The organism is Streptomyces sp. NPDC044033, from assembly GCF_056434425.1.
Window position 1 is genome coordinate 125471 of sequence record NZ_JBWKFF010000008.1, and the last position, 18203, is coordinate 143673.

General features: G+C 73.9%; 14 protein-coding genes. 9 read left to right on the forward strand and 5 right to left on the reverse strand.

All coding sequences use genetic code 11. The features are described from left to right. The first annotated feature begins 5 nt into the window (after positions 1–5). Both coaE and AC07AB_RS16660 read left to right on the forward strand, forming a co-directional pair. Positions 6–626 carry a dephospho-CoA kinase gene (coaE, locus tag AC07AB_RS16655; protein ID WP_478566643.1) on the forward strand — a complete coding sequence of 207 codons (621 nt, stop codon included), beginning with the start codon at positions 6–8 and terminating at the stop codon, positions 624–626. A 95-nt stretch (positions 627–721) separates the two neighbouring features. Beyond that, positions 722–1090: a tetratricopeptide repeat protein gene (locus tag AC07AB_RS16660; protein ID WP_478566646.1), complete on the forward strand. Its 369-nt coding sequence runs from the start codon at positions 722–724 to the stop codon at positions 1088–1090. 108 nt (positions 1091–1198) lie between these two features. On the opposite strand, the gene bla is transcribed toward AC07AB_RS16660, so the two are convergent. Together bla and AC07AB_RS16670 are read right to left on the reverse strand one after the other, a co-directional pair. Next, positions 1199–2119 carry a class A beta-lactamase gene (gene bla / locus AC07AB_RS16665; RefSeq protein ID WP_478566648.1) on the reverse strand — a complete coding sequence of 307 codons (921 nt, stop codon included), beginning with the start codon at positions 2117–2119 and terminating at the stop codon, positions 1199–1201. A gap of 111 nt (positions 2120–2230) precedes the next feature. Then, positions 2231–2518: a DUF6343 family protein gene (locus AC07AB_RS16670; protein WP_478567124.1), complete on the reverse strand. Its 288-nt coding sequence runs from the start codon at positions 2516–2518 to the stop codon at positions 2231–2233. A gap of 128 nt (positions 2519–2646) precedes the next feature. On the opposite strand from AC07AB_RS16670, the gene AC07AB_RS16675 reads away from it, so the two are divergent. From AC07AB_RS16675 to AC07AB_RS16690, 4 genes are all read left to right on the forward strand, one after another. Further along, a complete protein-coding gene (locus AC07AB_RS16675) occupies positions 2647–4524 on the forward strand; it encodes a helicase-associated domain-containing protein (RefSeq protein ID WP_478566651.1) in 1878 nt (625 codons plus the stop codon). A gap of 220 nt (positions 4525–4744) precedes the next feature. Beyond that, positions 4745–7549 carry a DEAD/DEAH box helicase gene (locus tag AC07AB_RS16680; protein WP_478566654.1) on the forward strand — a complete coding sequence of 935 codons (2805 nt, stop codon included), beginning with the start codon at positions 4745–4747 and terminating at the stop codon, positions 7547–7549. Next, the gene (locus tag AC07AB_RS16685) at positions 7546–8772 is read left to right on the forward strand and encodes an SWIM zinc finger family protein (RefSeq protein ID WP_478566657.1); all 1227 of its coding nucleotides are present in this window, start codon (positions 7546–7548) and stop codon (positions 8770–8772) included. The genes AC07AB_RS16680 and AC07AB_RS16685 overlap by 4 nt, the downstream gene beginning before the upstream one ends. Positions 8773–8914: 142 nt before the next feature. Further along, the gene (locus AC07AB_RS16690; protein ID WP_478566660.1) at positions 8915–9562 is read left to right on the forward strand and encodes a nucleoside/nucleotide kinase family protein; all 648 of its coding nucleotides are present in this window, start codon (positions 8915–8917) and stop codon (positions 9560–9562) included. On the opposite strand, the gene AC07AB_RS16695 is transcribed toward AC07AB_RS16690, so the two are convergent. The 3 genes from AC07AB_RS16695 to AC07AB_RS16705 form a co-directional block, all read right to left on the reverse strand. Beyond that, the gene (locus AC07AB_RS16695; RefSeq protein WP_478566663.1) at positions 9546–10985 is read right to left on the reverse strand and encodes a WGR domain-containing protein; all 1440 of its coding nucleotides are present in this window, start codon (positions 10983–10985) and stop codon (positions 9546–9548) included. The two genes, AC07AB_RS16690 and AC07AB_RS16695, sit on opposite strands and share 17 nt — an antisense overlap. A gap of 262 nt (positions 10986–11247) precedes the next feature. Beyond that, complete coding sequence (locus AC07AB_RS16700; protein ID WP_478566666.1) at positions 11248–11865, reverse strand: methylated-DNA--[protein]-cysteine S-methyltransferase; 618 nt, start codon at positions 11863–11865, stop codon at positions 11248–11250. Between the two features lie 45 nt (positions 11866–11910). Next, a complete protein-coding gene (locus AC07AB_RS16705) occupies positions 11911–12840 on the reverse strand; it encodes a glycerophosphodiester phosphodiesterase (protein WP_478566669.1) in 930 nt (309 codons plus the stop codon). 198 nt (positions 12841–13038) lie between these two features. Here AC07AB_RS16705 and uvrB point away from each other — a divergent pair, with 198 nt between their 5' ends. The 3 genes from uvrB (at position 13039) to AC07AB_RS16720 (ending at position 18057) form a co-directional block, all read left to right on the forward strand. Further along, on the forward strand, positions 13039–15156 hold the full coding sequence (gene uvrB / locus AC07AB_RS16710; RefSeq protein WP_478566671.1) for an excinuclease ABC subunit UvrB: 2118 nt from the start codon (positions 13039–13041) through the stop codon (positions 15154–15156). Between the two features lie 143 nt (positions 15157–15299). Next, complete coding sequence (locus AC07AB_RS16715; RefSeq protein WP_478566674.1) at positions 15300–15878, forward strand: TerD family protein; 579 nt, start codon at positions 15300–15302, stop codon at positions 15876–15878. 121 nt (positions 15879–15999) lie between these two features. Further along, a complete protein-coding gene (locus tag AC07AB_RS16720) occupies positions 16000–18057 on the forward strand; it encodes a TerD family protein (protein WP_478566677.1) in 2058 nt (685 codons plus the stop codon). Positions 18058–18203: the final 146 nt, after the last annotated feature.

The window sequence follows — 18203 nt, forward strand, 5'->3', positions numbered from 1 at the left end:
GCCGCATGCTGAAGGTGGGCCTTACGGGCGGGATCGGAGCCGGCAAGAGCGAGGTGTCGCGGCTGCTCGCCTCCTACGGGGCGGTGGTCGTGGACGCCGACAGGATCGCGCGCGAGGTGGTGGAGCCGGGCACACCCGGACTGGCGGCCGTCGCCGCCGAGTTCGGCCCCGAGGCGCTCGCGGCCGACGGCTCCCTGGACCGGCCGGCGCTGGGCGCGGTCGTCTTCGCCGACCCGGACCGGCTCGCGGCCCTCAACGCGATCATGCACCCCCTGGTGGGGGCCCGCTCCGCCGAGTTGGAGGCCGCGGCCGGCCCGGACGCCATCGTCGTCCATGACGTGCCGCTCCTCGCGGAGAATGGCCTCGCACCGCTCTACGAAGCCGTCGTCGTCATCGACGCGGCTCCCGGGACCCAGCTCGACCGGCTCGTACGGCTGCGCGGCATGACACCGGACGACGCGCGGGCGCGCATGTCGGCTCAGGTGACCCGCGCGGACCGGCTGGCGGTCGCGGATCTCGTCATCGACAACGACGGTCCGCTCGAAGCGCTGGAGCCGCAGGTCCGCGAGGTCTGGACGGAGCTGGTGGAGCGGGCCGAGCGGCTGTCCGGACGGCGGCCGGAATAGGCCGCGGCCGGGCCGCGTTCGCACCGGCATACGCCGCGATCACGCGCGACCGGGGGCGGACCCCGGCATTCCGTGTCCGGGAAGGAGAACGGTACGTGTCCGAGCCGACGCCCGAGACCCACGTCATCGACTACCGCGCAGCGGAGCAGCTGCTGGACGCCCGCGATCCGCGCGGGGCCGTCAAGCTCCTCGACTCGGTCATCACCGCCCACCCCGAGAACACCGCGGCACGTCTGCTGCGCGCCCGTGCCTTCTTCGCCGCGGCCCAATTGCGCCCCGCCGAACTGGAATTCCAGCTGGTTCTGGAGCGCGAACCGGACAACGCCTTCGCCCATTTCGCCCTGGCCCGCACCCTCCAGCGCGACGGTCGCCCCGCCGAGGCCACCCGCCACTTCCGCCTGGCGGCGGCCCTCGACCCGCGGCCCGACTTCGTCGAGGCGGCGCGTTTCGACGAGGGGGCCTGACGCCCGTACGGCCTGACGGCTGTTCCGGGGCCAACGCCTACCGGGGCGGGCCGGCAGCGGGGCGGCCGTCTCCTTGCGCCGCCCCGCTGATGTGTCCTCCGTGCGGCCCTAAGTGAGCGCGGGCGCCAGCAGGGCGGCCGTTTTGGCGAGGAGAGCGTCGTCCGAGGGGTCGTCGGCATGCTGCTTGGTGGACAGGACGGACAGAACGATCGGCGTTCGGTCCGGGGTCCAGGCGATGCCGACGTCATTGGTGGTGCCGTAGTCGCCGGTGCCGGTCTTGTCCGCGAGTGTCCAGCCCTTGGGGAGGCCGGCGCGGAAGCGGGCCTCGCTGGTGGTGTTGGCGAGCAGCCACGTGGTCAGCTGCTGCCGGTCGCGGGGCGCGAGCGCGTCGCCGAGTACGAGCTCCGTATAGGTGCGCCCGATGGCCTCCGGACTGGTGGTGTCCGTCACGCGCCCGGGTTCGGACGAGTTCAGCTCGGGCTCCCACCGGTCGAGCCGGGTCGTCCGGTCGCCGATCGAGCGGCAGAAGCGGGTGACGGCAGCCGGGCCGCCGAGCTCGCGGAGCATGAGGTTCGCCGCGGTGTTGTCGCTGTAGTCGAGGGCCGCCGCGCACAGTTCGGCGACGGTCATGCCGTTCGCGAGGTGTTCGGGCGTACGGGTTATGGGGGAGTAGCCCGAACCCGCGACATCCTTCTCGGTGTACCGGATGCGTTTGGCGAGGAATTCGCCGTCGCGGTCGAGGTCCCTGAGGATGGCGGCCGCGGCCATCGCCTTGAACGCCGAGCACACCGGAAAGAGCTCGTCCGCGCGGTACCGCACGCTCCTGCCCGTGACCGTATTGCGCGCGACCACTCCCAGGCGGGCGGAGTGCTGCCGCTCAAGCTCGCCCAGCGCCCGCGAAACGCCGTCGTCCGTGCGCGGTGACGCCGCGTGAGCCGACCCGCTGGTGAATACAGCGGTGCCCAGCGCCGCTCCCGCGCCGAGGGCGAGAACAGTGCGGCGGCTCGGGCGCGTTCCGAAAGTCTCCACGAGGGAATTCTCCTTTGCCGGATGATCAACATCGTGAAGAGAAGACTCTTCCGCGGGCCCTCGGGTTCCCCCGAAGCGGAACCGAGGCCGGGGACGGCCCCGGGAAGGGGGCTACCGGGGGCCGCTCCGCCGCCCCCGGCCATCGCCCTCGACCGGACCATACGGCGGGACATCCCGACCCGGCTGGTACCGGGGGCCCTGGCGGATATGGCGTACCACCATGACCAGGTCCACGCTCGTCACCGCGGAGAGCACCCCGCAGGCGATCGCCCACCCCGGCCGGCCGGCGTACGCGAAGAGCACCGTGCCCGCGACGGCCCAGGCCAGCCCCCACACGGCCAGCCCGCACCTGAGCCTGAGCGGGCTGCGTGCCCGCATCGGTTCGCTGCCCGTACGCATAGTCACGCATCTCCTCCTCCCAGCATCCACCCGAACCCGGCCCCCGCGAAACGCCCCCGCGGCCCGCGCCCGCGGGCTCCCCTCCCACCTGCGAATCGGGGCTCTCGGCGGCCAGTAGGGTCGGGGTCATGGACGGCCTCGACACCCTCGCCCGCGCGCTCGGACAGCGCACCCCGGAGCAGCTCGCGGGCCTCCTCGCGCGCCACCGCGAGCCCCTCTCCCACCGGCCCGCGCCCACTCGGCTGCGTGCGCTGGCCGCCTCCCTGTGGTCGTACGAGACCGTCCACCACCTCGTCCTCCAGCTCGACCGGCCCCGGCTCCAGCTCCTCGCCGCCGTCGCCCGGGCCGGGCAGCGGCTCGCCGAGGAGAACGCGCCGCCCCGGCCGCCCGCGCCGCGCTCCGGGGCCGGCTTCGAGGCGCTGATGTCGCACAGCCTGTCGTTCCCGCAGCTCGCCGCGGAGCCCGTACCGGCCGAGGCGGTGTACGAGGCGCTCGGCGCGGCCGCCCCCGGACCCGACAGGGAGGCCGCCACCGCCGCACTGCACGCCCTGTACGAGGACGGGGTGGCCGCACCCGGCGAAGACGGCCGGATTGTCGTACCGCCCCGCATTCCGCAGCTCATCGGCGGCCTCGACCTCGGAGACTTCGCCCGCCGCGCCCCGCTGCCCGCGCCCGCCGCCCTGACACAGACCGGCCCCGGGCTCATCAGCGCGGAGACGCAGGCCGCCGCGGCCGCCCTCTCGGCGGCCATGGACCGGCTCCTCGCCGCTCTCGCCGCGCAGCCCGCCGCCCTGCGGAAGTCCGGCGGGCTGGCCGTCCGCGAGACCAAGCGCCTGGCCAAAGCCGCCGGCACCGGCGAAGACCGCGCCCGGCTGCTCCTCGACACCGCCGAGGCCGCCGGGCTGATCGCGCTCAGCCGGGACCGCGGCGGCACGACGGCGCTGCCCACCGCCGCGTACGACGACTGGCTGGCGCGGCCCGCGGGCGAACGGCTGGAGCCCGTGCTCGTGGCCTGGGCGGAACTGCACGCCATACCCACCCTGGGCGCGCTGGGGGAGCCGCCGGCCACGCTCGTACGCGGTCACGACCGGTACGCCGCGCCCCTGCGCAGAGCGCTGCTGGAGGCCCTCGCCACGCTGCCCGAGGGGGCCGGCGTCGCCGTTCCCGCGCCGCCGCTGCCGGACGCGCCGGACACGGCCGCGCTCCAGCCGCTGCACGCGCTCGTCCAGGCCGCGGACTGGTACCGTCCGCTCGCCGTCACCGGGCGGCCGATGGCGGCGGAGCGGTCGGCGCACACCCTGAGCGAGGCGGCGTTCCTCGGCGTCGTCGCCCATGGCGCGCTCAGCCCGCTCGGCAGGGCCCTGCTCGCGGGCCCCGCCGAACTCCGCGCCGAGCTCGGCCGCCTCCTGCCGCCGCCACTCGAACTCGCCCACTTCCAGGCCGACCTGACCGCCGTCGCCCCCGGGGCGCCATCGGCCGGGCTCGCGGAGCTCCTCGGCGCCTGCGCCGACCGCGAATCGGAGGGGCACGCCGTCACCTGGCGGTTCAGCGCCGACTCCGTACGGCGCGCCCTGGACGCGGGGCACACCCCCGCCGGGCTGATCGCCGAGCTGACCGGAGCGTCCGCCTCGGGATCGCTGCCGCAGCCCCTGACGTACCTGATCGGCGACGCCGCCCGCACACACGGCCGGGTACGCGTCGTACGCACCGCCTGCTGCCTCCGCTCCGACGACGAGGCACTGGTACGGGAGCTCGCCGCCCACCGCGAGCTGCGTGCCCTGGGGCTGCGCGCCGTCGCGCCGACGGTCCTGGTCGCCGCCGAACCGCCGGACGCCGTGCTGCGGGCCCTGCGGGCGGCCGGGTACGCGCCCGTACTGGAGGCGGAGACCGGTACGACGGTCGTCGAACGCGTCGCCGCGCACCGCGCGAAGGCTCCGGCGCCGCTGCCCGCCTCCCGCAAGGCCGCCGGACCGCTCGCCCTCGCCGAGAGGCTGCTGCGGGGCTGACCCAGCCGGATTGTCAGTGCCCCTCCGTAGACTCGGGAACCGCTCGGACAACACGGGAAACGGCTCGCAGAGCACGGAAAGCGGCTCGGCGAGCACGGTAAACGGCGAGGTGGTGGGACGGGTGAGGCTGGTACCGGGGAGGCTGTCGGCCGTCGCGGACCCTCGTGGCCCTTCGACCGGTCGGGTCGGCGGGGCCGGTCCGGACGGTGCGGCTGACCGAGTGGGTCAGGCCGGTTCAGCCGGTCCGCTGGCCCGCTGCGCCGCTGTCTTCCTGCCCGGCGGACCCCCGCGGGAGGGCAGCGTCGCCTTCTGGCGGCCGGACGGCGACGAACTCCCGGCCGCGGTGGCGGGGGAGCGCACCGAGCTGACGGTCGTGCGCCGGAGTGGAGACGGCGTACAAGAGCGTGCTGTGCCCGCAATCGTGCTCCCCCTGGAGCAGGCCGTCTCCCTCCTGGTCAGCGCCCGTCACGATCCCTCGGCCCATCCGGCCGCCGCCTGCTGGGGGGCCGCTGCGCTGCACGGGTTGCAGCTCGTGGCGCGTGGCCGGCTGCTGCCCGGCCTCACCGAGGACGACCAGGACACCTGGCGGGCCGGACCGCTGGACACCGAGGATCTCGCGCACCTGCGGGCAGTCGCCGCCGCCATGCCGTCCGAGGCGTACGCGGTGCCGCTGCCCGGCCCCGGACCGCTGCGGCTCCCGGACCCCGACGGCCTCGTACGGGCGCTGCTGGACGCGGTCGCGGACACCCTGCCGCGGACGCCCGCGGCGCCGTACGCGGCGGGGCAGGCGTACGCCGCGCGCGCCGCGCACCGCCTGCCCGCGTTGCGTGAGTGGGCCGCGGAAGCCGCCGCCGGGACGGACGGCGGGGTACGGATCTCGCTCCGCCTGGACCTTCGTGCGTACGACCTCTTTGAAGAGGACGGCGCGCTCGCGGCGGCCGTGGTCCAGGTGCACAGCCTCACCGACCCCACCCTGCTCACGGACGCGGCCGAGTTGTGGGAGGGGCGCGCGGGGGCGCATTTCGGGGCACGCGCCCGCATCGACACGGTCCTCTCGCTCCGGCGCGCCGCCCGCGTCTGGCCACCGCTCGGACGCCTCCTGGACCGGCCCGTCCCCGACGTGCTGACGCTCGACGAGGACGAGCTGCACGAGCTGCTCGGTATGGCCGCCCAGTGCCTGTCGGCGGCCGGGGTCGCCGTCCACTGGCCCCGGGAGCTGGCCCGCGATATGACCGCCCGCGCGGTCATCCGGATCGCCCCGGGCACCGCGTCCGACGAACCGAGCTTCTTCGACGCGGAGCAGATCCTCGAATTCCGCTGGCAGCTGGCGATCGGCGGCTCCCCGCTCACCGAGCAGGAGATGGACGCGCTCGCCGAAGCGCACCGGCCCGTCGTGCGCCTCCGCGACCAGTGGGTGCTGGTCGACCCCGCGCTCGTACGCAAGGCCCGCAAGCGCGAACTCGGACGGCTCGACCCCGCCGAAGCGCTGGCCATGACGCTCACCGGCACCGCCGAAGCCGACGGCGAACGGGTCGAGGCCGTGCCGACCGGGGCGCTCGCGGTCCTGCGCGACCGGCTCACCTCCGAGGCCAAACCCGTCGTCCAGCCGCCCGGACTGCGCGCCACGCTCCGCGACTACCAGCTGCGCGGGCTCGGGTGGCTCGACCGGATCACCTCACTCGGCCTCGGCGGCTGCCTCGCCGACGACATGGGGCTCGGCAAAACGATCACCGTCATCGCCCTCCACCTGCACCGCGCCCCCGCCGACCCCACGCTGGTGGTCTGCCCGGCCTCCCTGCTCGGCAACTGGCAGCGCGAGATCGAGCGCTTCGCGCCCGGCGTCCCCGTGCGCCGCTTCCACGGCGCCGGCCGGACTCTGGAGGGCCTGGCCGGGGGCTTCGTCCTCACCACGTACGGCACGATGCGCGCCAGCGCCGGGGAACTCGCCGAGCACCGCTGGGGGCTGGTGGTGGCGGACGAGGCTCAGCACGTGAAGAACCCGTACGCGACCACCGCCGTGGCGCTGCGCACCATCCCCTCCACCGCCCGGATCGCCCTCACCGGCACCCCCGTGGAGAACAACCTCTCCGAGCTGTGGGCGCTCCTGGACTGGACCAACCCGGGGCTGCTGGGCTCCCTCAAGAACTTCCGGGCCCGCCACGCCCGCGCCATCGAGAGCGGCGAGGGCGACGAACAGGCCCAGGAGGCCGTCGAGCGGCTGGCCCGCATCGTCGCGCCCTTCCTGCTGCGCCGGAGGAAATCCGACCCGGGCATCGCCCCCGAACTGCCGCCCAAGACGGAGACCGATCAGCCGGTGGCGCTGCTGCGCGAACAGGCCGCCCTCTACGAGGCCGTCGTCAGGGAGACCCTGGTGCACATCGAGGGGGCCGAGGGCATGGCGCGGCGCGGCCTGGTGATGAAGCTGCTCACCGCGCTGAAGCAGGTCTGCAACCACCCCGCCCAGTATCTGAAGGAGGGCGGGGAGCGGCTGGCCGGCCGTTCGGGGAAGCTGGAACTGCTCGACGAGCTGCTGGACACCATCCTGTCCGAGGGCGCGTCGGTCCTGGTCTTCACGCAGTACGTGGAGATGGCCCGGCTGCTCTCCGCCCACCTGACGGCGCGCGGCGTACCGTCCCAACTGCTGCACGGCGGCACCCCGGTCGCGCGGCGCGAGGAACTCGTGGACCGCTTCCAGGCCGGCGAGGTCCCCGTCTTCCTGCTGTCGCTGAAGGCGGCCGGCACGGGGCTCAACCTCACCCGCGCGAGCCATGTCGTGCACTACGACCGCTGGTGGAACCCGGCCGTCGAGGACCAGGCGACCGACCGCGCCTACCGCATCGGCCAGACCCAGCCTGTACAGGTCCACCGCCTCGTCACCGAGGGCACGGTCGAGGACCGCGTCGCCGAGATGCTGGAGGCGAAGCGCGCGCTGGCCGACGCGGTTCTCAGCGGCGGCGAGTCGGCGCTGACCGAGCTGAGCGACGCGGAACTCGCCGAGCTGGTGACCTTGAGGGGGCCGCGATGACCTTCGCCGAGTCCTGGTGGGGGAACGCCTGGATCGAAGCCCTGGAGAGCGCCTCGCTCGACGCGGGGCGGCTCTCCAGGGGCCGCACCTACGCGCGCGGCGGCCACGTCCACGACATCACCGTCACGCCCGGCCGCATCGGGGCCCGCGTCGACGGCAGCCGCCCGCGCCCGTACCGCACCGGTATCGGGCTGGGCGTCTTCTCCGACGCCGACTGGGACCGCTTCCTGAGCGCGGTGGCCGCCCAGCCGTCGCACATCGCGGCCCTGCTCGACCACGACATGCCGCACGCGCTCGTCGACGCCGCCGCCGAGGCCGGCGTGCGGCTGCTCCCGGGCCCCGGCGACCTGTCGCCGCGGTGCACCTGCCCCGACCGGGGACACCCGTGCAAGCACGCCGCCGCCCTCTGCTACGAGGCCGCCCGGCTGCTGGACGCGGACCCGCTCGTCCTCCTCCTGATGCGGGGCCGCGACGAACGCGCGCTCCTCGACGACCTCGCCCGTCGCAACGCGGCCCACGCGTCCCGCGAATCACGCGCCGCACGCACAGGCGTCGATGCCCGGACCGCGCTCTGCGACCAAGAGCGCGTCCTCGCGGCCCTTCCGGAGCCGCTCCCCGCCCCGCCGCACCCCGGCATTCCGCCCGCGCTCCCGCCCGCCGGCCGGCTGCCCGTGGACCCGGCGGCGCTCGACCTGCTGGCCACGGACGCTGCCGCCCGCGCCCACGCGTTCCTCACCACGGGCAGCGACCCGCACCCCGGCCTCACCCCCTGGCAGGACGCGGTGCGGCTCGCCGCCACCCGGCCCACCTCCGGACTGACCGCCACCACCCGCACCCTCTACCGGAGCCTGGCCGCCGGCACCGGCCGCACCCCGACGGACGTGGCCCGCGCGGTGGCCGCCTGGCGGCAGGGCGGCCTGGAGGGGCTCACGCTCCTGGAAACCCCCTGGAACCCCCCGGCGGGCCCCTTCGACCGGGCCCGCCCCGCCCTGGCCGCCGCGGATCTGCCGCCCCTGCGTCCGCGCCACAACCACCTCACCGACGACGCCCAGGGCCTCCAGCTCCGCTTCGGCCACGACGGCCGCTGGTACCCCTACGAGGCGGATCCGGGACCGGACCCGGACTGGTGGCCCGCGGGCCCCGCGGCCGATGACCCGGTGGACGCCCTGACGGCCCTGCGGCAGCGGGACGACTCGATACCGCCGGCGGCGCCCCCGCGCTGACATCCCCCGGGCCGAGGGGGCGCGGTGGCCGGCCGTCGCGCCGCTCGGCCCGACCGCTCGCGGGGGACCGGCGGCCCCTCAGCGGACCGGGCCGGGCCCCTCCCCTCGGAGCAGAGTGGAGCGGAGCGTGCATCATGGGTCCGTGCAGTGGGAAGCGATCTCGTGGACGCGGTTGACGGAAGCGCTCGTGGAGCGGATCGCGGGGGCGGAAGCGGAAGACGGCGGCCCCTGGCTGAGAGTCGCCGTCGACGGGGCCGCCGCCGCCCGGCCCGCGGAACTGGCGCTCGGCATGGCCGAGGAACTGCGGGCGCGAGGGCGGCCGGTGGCCGTCATCGGGGCCGGCGGATTCCTGCGGCCCGCTTCGCTGCGGTACGAATACGGGCGGCAGGACGCCGACGCGTACTACGACCTGTGGCTCGACACCGGCGCGCTCCACCGCGAGGTGTTCGCCCCGCTGGAGCCCGGCGGAAGCGGCCGGGTGCTGCCCGACCTCTGGGACCCGGTGGCGGACCGGGCGACGCGGAGCCCGTACACGACGGTGCGGCCCGGAGGCGTGGTGATCGTGCACGGCCCGCTCCTCCTCGGGCACTGGTTCCCGTTCGACCTGGCGGTGCATCTGCGGATGTCCCCCGCCGCGCTGGCGCGCCACACGGACGAGGCGGAAGCCTGGACCGTACCCGCGTTCGCGCGCTACGCGGACGAGGTGCGGCCGGAAGAGGCCGCCCAGGTGGTCGTACGGGCCGACGACCCGCGCCATCCGGCGTGGAGCGGGTTCACAGCAGGCGCTTGATCTCGCCGCGGACACGGTAGAAACCGGCCGGGGCGGGGGCGAGCGCGTCGACCACGTAACGGACGCCGGGCTGGCGTATCTGGCGTGGGAACTGGACGTTCCACATGGGTTCGTAGCCTTCGGACAGGACGTGGACCCGGAGCCGGCCGCCCTCCTCGACGCACTCCACGACGACGCCCGACGCCGGGGCGGCCGCCACCGTCGCCAGCGTGGTCGTCGGCGCGTAAGTGGGCAGCGCCTCGGCCGACTTGACGTCCACGGGGACCGGTACGGTGCCGGTCCGCGCCGCGGCGATCGCGGCCTCCGACGCGTCGACGCACACCAGAGACCCGTCCGTGGTGACCATGTAGAGCTTCTCGTCGAGGTACTGCATCGACAGCGCCGAACCGCCGCCGGTGCCCAGCTTCCACAGCCGGGTGCCGTCCGCCGCGAAGCAGTACACGGACGAGGCGGAGTCACCCGCGAAGACGTAGCGCCCGCCGGGAGCGGTGGCGCAGGAGTAGACCGTGGTGTCGCACGGGAAGGTGGCCTCCGTCCGGCCTGTCGCCTTCGACAGGCGCTGGACGACGTGGTGGCTGGTGCCCGCGTAGACCGCGTCGTCCTCCTGCCAGCCGAACAGCACCGCGCCGTTGGTCTTCGTGTGCCACAACTCGCCGCTGCCGTCGTGGGCGTACGCCGTCACGCCGTGGGTGTGACCGTGGTAGACGGCCCGTTCGTCACGGCGGACCATCCAGGCGTGCGCGCCGGCGCTCTTGCGCGACCACTGGTACTCGTCCTCGTGGTCGATGACCGTCAGGCCGCCGTTCCGGTCCGCCACGTTGAGCACGCCCTCGTGGACGTCCAGCCAGAAGATGTCGACGTCCGCCGCGATCTGATAGGCGGCGAAGGGGAGCTTGGAGGACAGGTCGTAGACCGTGCCGTCGTCGCAGCCCGCGTAGATCCAGAAGTCGTCCGCCACCAGGCACTTGACGCCGTCCGGCAGCCGGTAGCGGGAGAGCACCTCGCCGTCGTGCGTGAGGGTGTAGACATCGCCGGACTGATTGCCCACCCAGCAGCGGTCCTGGTCGATGTGGATGCCGAACGCCGAGGATTCCGTGCGGAACCGCCACAGCACGGGGGCCACGGCGCGCGCCGTCGACGGCGCGGACGTTGCCTGACGGCGCGTCACGGACCGGGCGGCGCGCCCGCCCCGCACGGCCGGCGCGTACCCCTTGCGGACCTTCTCGCCGATCTTCTTCGCCGCCGCGGCCTGTGCCTTCGCGACGGTGGGGAAGGAGGAGGTCTGCAACTGTCCCGCGGCGCCGATCCGTCCGTACCGGACGGAGACGGTGACCCCGTCCACGGTCACCTCATAGAACTTGTGCGCCCCGCCGCCGTCCTGTGACAGCTCCAGATACGTCTTGTCGCCCGACGCCTGCGTCACGGCATACCCCTCTCCCAGGGCGGCCTCCAGCGGCCGACCTCTACTGCTGGGAAACGCTAGGGGCTGCCACTGACAATCGACCGGGCGAGCGGCCCGTCCGGGCTGGAGGAACGGCCCGACCGGGCGGGAAGAGGCGGGTCCGGCCGGGGCGGAAGAGTCGGCCGGGCCGGAGGAAGTCGGCCGGGCCGGGAGAAGTCGGCCGGGCCGGGAGAAGTCGGCCGGGCCGGGAGAAGTCGGCCGGGCCGGGAGAAGTCGGCCGGGCTCAGAAAAGCGGCTCCGGCAGGACGCCCTCCAGGGCCAGCAGGGCGCGCTTGACCTCCAGGCCCCCGCCGAAGCCGCCGAGGCCCCCGCCGCTCTCGATCACCCGGTGGCACGGGACGACGACCGGCAGCGGGTTGGAGCCCATCGCCGCCCCCACGGCGCGGGCGGCGCCGGGGTCGCCGACGCGGTGGGCGAGGTCCTGATAGCCGACGACCGTGCCGTACGGGACGTGGGCGGCGAGCGCGTGCAGCACCCGGCGGTTGAAGCCGGCGGTGAGCGACCAGTCCAGCGGCACGGTGAACGCCCGCAGCCGGCCGTCGAAGTAGGCCCCGAGCTGGCTCTCCGGCTCCGCCAGCCGGTCACGGGCCGCTCCGGTCGCCGCCTCGGGCCCGGTGCCGAGGCGGCGGGTCAGCCGCTCCACGGCCTGCGCCGCTCGCTCCTCGTCGGCGTCGAAGACGACGTTGAGCAGCCCCTCGGCCGTGACGGCGATGCCCAGCGCGCCGATGGAGGTCTCCAGCGTCGTCCAGGACCAGGACCGGGCCACGGCCCTCTCCGCCGCGCCGGGCTCCGGTGCCCGCGGGACGCTCGCGGCGCTCGCAGCGCCGTCGGTGTCTGTCACACCAGCAGCGTAGGCCCTGGAACGCCGCCCCCGCGGCGCCCCCGGTCAGGCCGCGGCCGGCACGCGGTCGGCTGGGCCGGCGGCGCCCGCGGCGCCCGCGGCACCCGCGGCGAGGGCCCGGCGGACCTCCGCGGGTTTGTTGGTGATGATGCCGTCCACGCCCATCCGGGCCAGGGACCGCGCGGTGCCGGCGTCGTCGACGGTCCATGTGGAGAGCCGCAGGGGGCGGCCGTGCGGCCCCCGGAGCGCGTGGACGGCGCGCAGGTACCGCGCCGTGACGCTCTGGTGGTTCGGGTTGATCTGGTCGGCGAACGCCGCGTACGAGCGGAGCTCGGCGGCCCTCGGGGTGCCGAGGAACCCGAGCGTCAGGTCGGGGCGGAGCCGGTTGAGGGTGCGCAGCGAGGCGGCGCTGAAGCTCTGGACGACCAGCCTGCGGGCCACGTGCCGCCGGTCCAGCCAGCCTCGGCGGCCCAGCTCCGCCGTGAGCCGGCGCTCGATTCCGGGGTAGAGCTCCGGCGCCTTGACCTCCATGAGGAGGTTCTGGCGGTTCCGCTCGACGTGGTCGAGGTAGCGGCCGAGGGCCGGCACGCGCTGCCCGGCGAACCGGCGGCCGAACCAGCTGCCCGCGTCGAGCCGCTCGATCTCGGCGAGCGTGAAGTCCGAGACCCTCCACGGCGACCGGTCCGGGTAGCGCCGCTCGACGTCGGTCGTCCGGCTGAGAGTGGTGTCGTGCATGACGACCAGTGCGCCGTCCCTGGTCCGCTGGACGTCGTTCTCGACCCATGTGATGCCGAGGCGGGCGGCGGTGTCGACGGAGGCGAGCGTGTTCTCGGGCGCGCGGACGGGCGAGCCGCGGTGGCCGATGACGACGAGTTCGTGCGAATGGGGGGTGGCGTGGGCGGGGGCAGGGCCGGTGAGCAGCGCTGACATGCCCAGAAGCGCACTGGCGACGGCGGCGGCGGGGCGCAGTTGCATACGGTCTCCTCGCGGCGTCCGATCCGGGGCGGGGGAGCGCCCCGGATGTGGCGTACAAGAAGATAAGTACGCGATGCCGGGCGAGCGCGCGCGGGCATCGGTGGCCTTCGCGGATATTTCGCCCCCCGTTCGGCCGCGTGACGGGCCCCGGACCCCGGTAGCCGGGCCGTTGTCAGTGGTGGGTCGTACGGTGGTTCCATGCGGCCCGTATCCAAGATCGAACGCACTGTGGCGCCCTTCGAGGTCGTCAGCCCCTACCAGCCCAGCGGCGACCAGCCGACGGCCATCGCCGAGCTGGAGCGGCGTGTTCTCGCAGGTGAGAAAGATGTAGTGCTGCTCGGCGCGACCGGTACCGGCAAGTCGGCGACCACCGCGTGGATGATCGAGAAGTTGCAGCGGCCCACCCTGGTCATGGCGCCGAACAAGACCCTCGCGGCCCAGCTCGCCAACGAATTCCGGGAGCTGCTGCCCAATAACGCGGTCGAGTACTTCGTCTCGTACTACGACTACTACCAGCCCGAGGCGTACGTACCGCAGTCGGACACCTACATCGAGAAGGACTCCTCCATCAACGAGGAGGTCGAACGGCTGCGCCACTCCGCGACGAACTCGCTGCTCACGCGCCGGGACGTGGTCGTGGTGGCCTCCGTCTCCTGCATCTACGGCCTGGGCACCCCGCAGGAGTACGTGGACCGCATGGTGCCGCTCAAGGTCGGCGAGGAGATCGACCGCGACCAGCTGCTGCGCCGGTTCGTGGAGATCCAGTACACCCGCAACGACATGGCCTTCACCCGCGGCACCTTCCGGGTCCGGGGCGACACCATCGAGATCTTCCCGGTCTACGAGGAGCTCGCCGTCCGGATCGAGATGTTCGGGGACGAGATCGAGGCGCTCTCCACGCTCCACCCGCTCACCGGCGAGGTGATCTCCGAGGACCGGGAGCTGTACGTTTTCCCGGCCAGCCACTACATCGCCGGTCCGGAGCGCATGGAGAAGGCCGTCGCGGGGATCGAGGCCGAGCTGGCGGAGACCCTCGCCACCATGGAGAAGCAGGGCAAGCTGCTGGAGGCCCAGCGGCTGCGGATGCGTACGACGTACGACATCGAGATGATGCGCCAGATCGGCTCCTGCTCCGGCATCGAGAACTACTCGCTGCACATGGACGACCGCGAGCCCGGCTCGCCGCCCAACACCCTCCTCGACTACTTCCCGGAGGACTTCCTCCTCGTCATCGACGAGTCGCACGTCACCGTCCCGCAGATCGGCGCGATGTACGAGGGCGACGCCTCCCGGAAGCGCACCCTGGTGGAGCACGGCTTCCGGCTGCCGTCCGCCATGGACAACCGCCCGCTCAAGTGGGAGGAGTTCGTCGAGCGGGTCGACCAGACCGTCTACCTCTCCGCCACCCCCGGCAAGTACGAACTGGCGCGCGGCGACGGCTTCGTGGAGCAGATCATCCGCCCCACCGGCCTCGTCGACCCGGAGGTCGTCGTCAAGCCGACGGACGGGCAGATCGACGACCTGGTGCACGAGATCCGGACGCGCACGGAGAAGGACGAGCGCGTCCTGGTGACCACCCTCACCAAGAAGATGGCCGAGGACCTCACCGACTACTTCCTGGAACTGGGCATCCAGGTGCGCTACCTGCACAGCGACGTCGACACCCTGCGCCGCATCGAGCTGCTGCGCGAGCTGCGGGCCGGCGAGTACGACGTGCTGGTCGGCATCAACCTGCTGCGCGAGGGGCTCGACCTTCCCGAGGTCTCCCTGGTCGCGATCCTCGACGCCGACAAGGAAGGGTTCCTGCGCTCCGGGACCTCGCTGATCCAGACCATCGGACGCGCGGCGCGCAACGTATCCGGCCAGGTCCATATGTACGCCGACAAGGTCACCCCGGCGATGGAGAAGGCCATCGACGAGACCAACCGCCGCCGGGAGAAGCAGATCGCCTACAACACGGAGCGGGGGATCGACCCGCAGCCGCTGCGGAAGAAGATCGGCGACATCGTCGCGACCATCGCGCGCGAGGAGATCGACACCCAGGAGCTGCTGGGCACCGGTTACCGCCAGGGCGACAAGAGCAAGGGCAAGGCGCCGGTGCCCGCGGCGTCCGGCAAGGCGGCCGCCGGCACCGGCAAGGGCGCCCCGCTCACGGACCGCCCCGCCGCGGAGCTCGCTGAGCTCATCGAGGAGATGACGGAGCGGATGCGGACGGCGGCGGCGGAGCTGCAGTTCGAGGTCGCGGCCAGGCTGCGCGACGAGGTGGGGGAGTTGAAGAAGGAGTTGCGGCAGATGCGGGAGGCCGGAATCGCCTGACGGGCGGCCGTGACGTGTTGCAAGAACGCCACAAACCACGCCCGACCGATGGCCGCGGGAGCGTCAGTGCATAGGGTTTTCCCAGGAGGCCGCGCCGACCGCGCGGCCACGGGGATACTCGGTACATCGAGAAGGGACAGCGCGTGACGGTCAACTTGGCCAAGGGCCAGGGCATCAGCCTGAAGAAGGCCGACGGGGGCACCCTGACCGCGGTGCGGATGGGGCTGGGCTGGCAGGCAGCTCCCCGCCGCGGCTTGTTCGGCTCGCGCACGAAGGAGATCGACCTGGACGCCTCGGCGGTGCTGTTCGCCGACGAGCAACCGGTCGACGTGGTGTTCTTCCGCCACCTCGTCAGCAAAGACGGCTCGGTTCAGCACACCGGCGACAACCTGGTCGGCGGCGCCGGCCAGGGCGGCGACGACGAGGCGATCCTCGTCGACCTGCAGCGGGTTCCGGTGCACGTCGACCAGATCGTGTTCACGGTGAACTCGTTCACCGGCCAGACCTTCGCCGAGGTGAAGAACGCCTTCTGCCGGCTGGTCGACGAGACCAACGGCCAGGAGCTCGCCCGCTACACCCTCGACGGCGGTGGCCAGTACACCGCGCAGATCATGGCGAAGGTGCACCGGTCCGGCGACGGCTGGCAGATGACGGCGATCGGCGTCCCGGCCAACGGCCGCACCTTCCAGGACCTGATGCCGGCGATCCTGCCCAGCCTGTAGGCGGTGGGAACGGGCCGGGGCGGAGACTCCGGCCGGGCCTGGCGGGAGTGATCCGCCGGGCCGGGGGCACGGCCGTGCGCGACGGGCACGGCCGCGAACGACATAGCGAGGGGGCGTGCCGATGACGGCCGAACTGGTCCGGGGCCAGAACCATCCACTGCCTCAGACCCGTTTGGAGATCCGGGTCTCGGCGGGAAGCCCGGTCGTGGCCGGGGCGGTTCTCGGCGATGAGCGGGGCCGGGCCGCGGACGCCGCGTGGGTGGCGCATCCCGCCGCGCCGCGCCTCCCCGGCCTCGAAGTGTCCCAGCAGGCCGCCGCCGACCACCGGCTGGCCGTGGACCTGGACGCGCTCCCCGCCGCCGCCCACCGGGTCAGCGTGCTGCTCGCGCTGCCGGCCGGCACGGGCGGACCGGTGCGCTTCGGCGCGATGGCCGCGCCGTCCGTAGCCGTCACCGGCCTCGACGGCACCGAGGCCGCCGCCTACACCATCACCGATCTGGACCGCGAGACCGCGGTCGTCGCGCTGGAGCTCTACCGCAGGCAGGGCGCGTGGAAGGTACGGGCCGTGGGCCAGGGGTACGCGGGCGGGCTGACCGCGATGCTGCACGACCAGGGGCTCCCCGGCGCTGCCGAACTGGCCGCCGCGATCGAGGCGTCGGTGGCTCAGGGGGCGGCCCGCTCGATCGCCCCACCGCCGCGGCCCTCTCAGGAGCGGGGCCAGGAGCGGGATCAGGAGCGGGATCAGGACAAGGGCCAGGACAAGGACAAGGACCAAGACAAGGGCGAGCGGCTGCGGCACCCCGGCGGCGAGAACGAGCCCCCCGAACCGGCCGCGTCTGAACCGGCCGCGCCCGGACCGATCAGCTACCGGCACCCCGGGCGCCGGCCCGCGAAGCCGCCCCAGGCGCCGCCGGCCGATCAGCCCTCTGCCGCCCCGGACGCCCCGCCGCGGGCCGGAGCGGAAGGGCGGCCCAGCGGTCAGGAGCAGCCCGGCGGTCAGGAGCAGCCCGGCGGTCAGGAGCAGCCCGGCGGTCAGGAGCGGCCAGCCCCGCCCGTAGCGGGCGATGCCAGCGGCTGGACGATGGACGAGCGGCTCTACAACCAGGTCTGGGGCATGTTCGAGGACCTGGCCCGTACGGTCGCGGCGTACCGCAGCGCGGTGGACTTCGCCGAGTCCCGCATGGAGCGGGAGCTCGACGAGGTCCTCTCGGACCCGCGCACCCGCGTCGGCCCGGCCGCCGACGCCGCCCGCGTGGCGGCGCGCGGCAAGCAGTCCCGGCTCGTCGAACAGGCCCGCGCCGTCCTCGACCGCGACCTCGGCCGGCTCGCCGCCGAGTCCGAGGTCGTCGAGCACGCGCTGCCGCCCGCCTTCGCCCGGTGGGACAGCCCCGTCTGGCAGGGCTACCAGGCGCCGTCCGAGACCCCGATGGCCCTGCGCCTCGGCGATCTGCGCCTGCCGGAGCGCGATGGCCTGCGCATCCCCATGCTGGTGCGGCTGCCGCTGGAGCGCGGGCTGTGGATCGACAGTGGCCGGACGGGTGCTCCGGAGGCGGCGCTGATGGCCCCGGCCGAGGTGCGCCGACTGGCCATGGACACCGCGATAGCGCACGCCGCGCGGCTGCTCGCGGTCCACCCGGTCGGTGACTTCGCGGTGCAGGTGATCGACCCGGCCGGCGCGGCGGGCGCCTCGCTCGCCCCGCTGCTGCGCTCGGGCGTGCTCCGGGAGCCCCCGGCGGCCGGGGCGCGAGGGGTGTCCTCGACGCTGACGAAGCTCACGCACCGCGTCGACCTGGTGCAGATGGCCGTCCGCAGCGGTGCCGTGGACTCACTGCCGCCCGACCTCGACACGGCCGAACAGCTGCTGATCGTCAACGACTTCCCGCACGGCTTCGACGACCGGGCCGTCAACCAGCTGCGCTACCTCGCGGACGAGGGGCCGTCGGTGGGCGTCCATCTGATGATGGTGGCCGACCGGCAGGAGGCCCGGGAGTACGGGCCGGTGCTCGATCCGCTGTGGCGGGCGCTGCTGCGGCTCACGCCGGTCCCCGACGACCACCTGGCCGACCCGTGGGTCGGGCACGCCTGGACGTACGAGCCGCCGGCCGTGCCGCGGGGGAGCGAAGTGCTGGGGCGGCTGATCCGGGAAGTGGGCCAGGCGCTGCAAGCTTACCGCCGCTGACCTGCTGATTTGCCTTTCTCTTTACCTGTTATTGGCTTTTCCTGTACCCTCTGGAGTGTGGAGGTCATGGTCGGCGTGTGAGCGGGCCGGGACCTCCGGCAGCGACGACGCTGTGAGTGCCGTACGACTCTGCCGGAGGAGCTGCA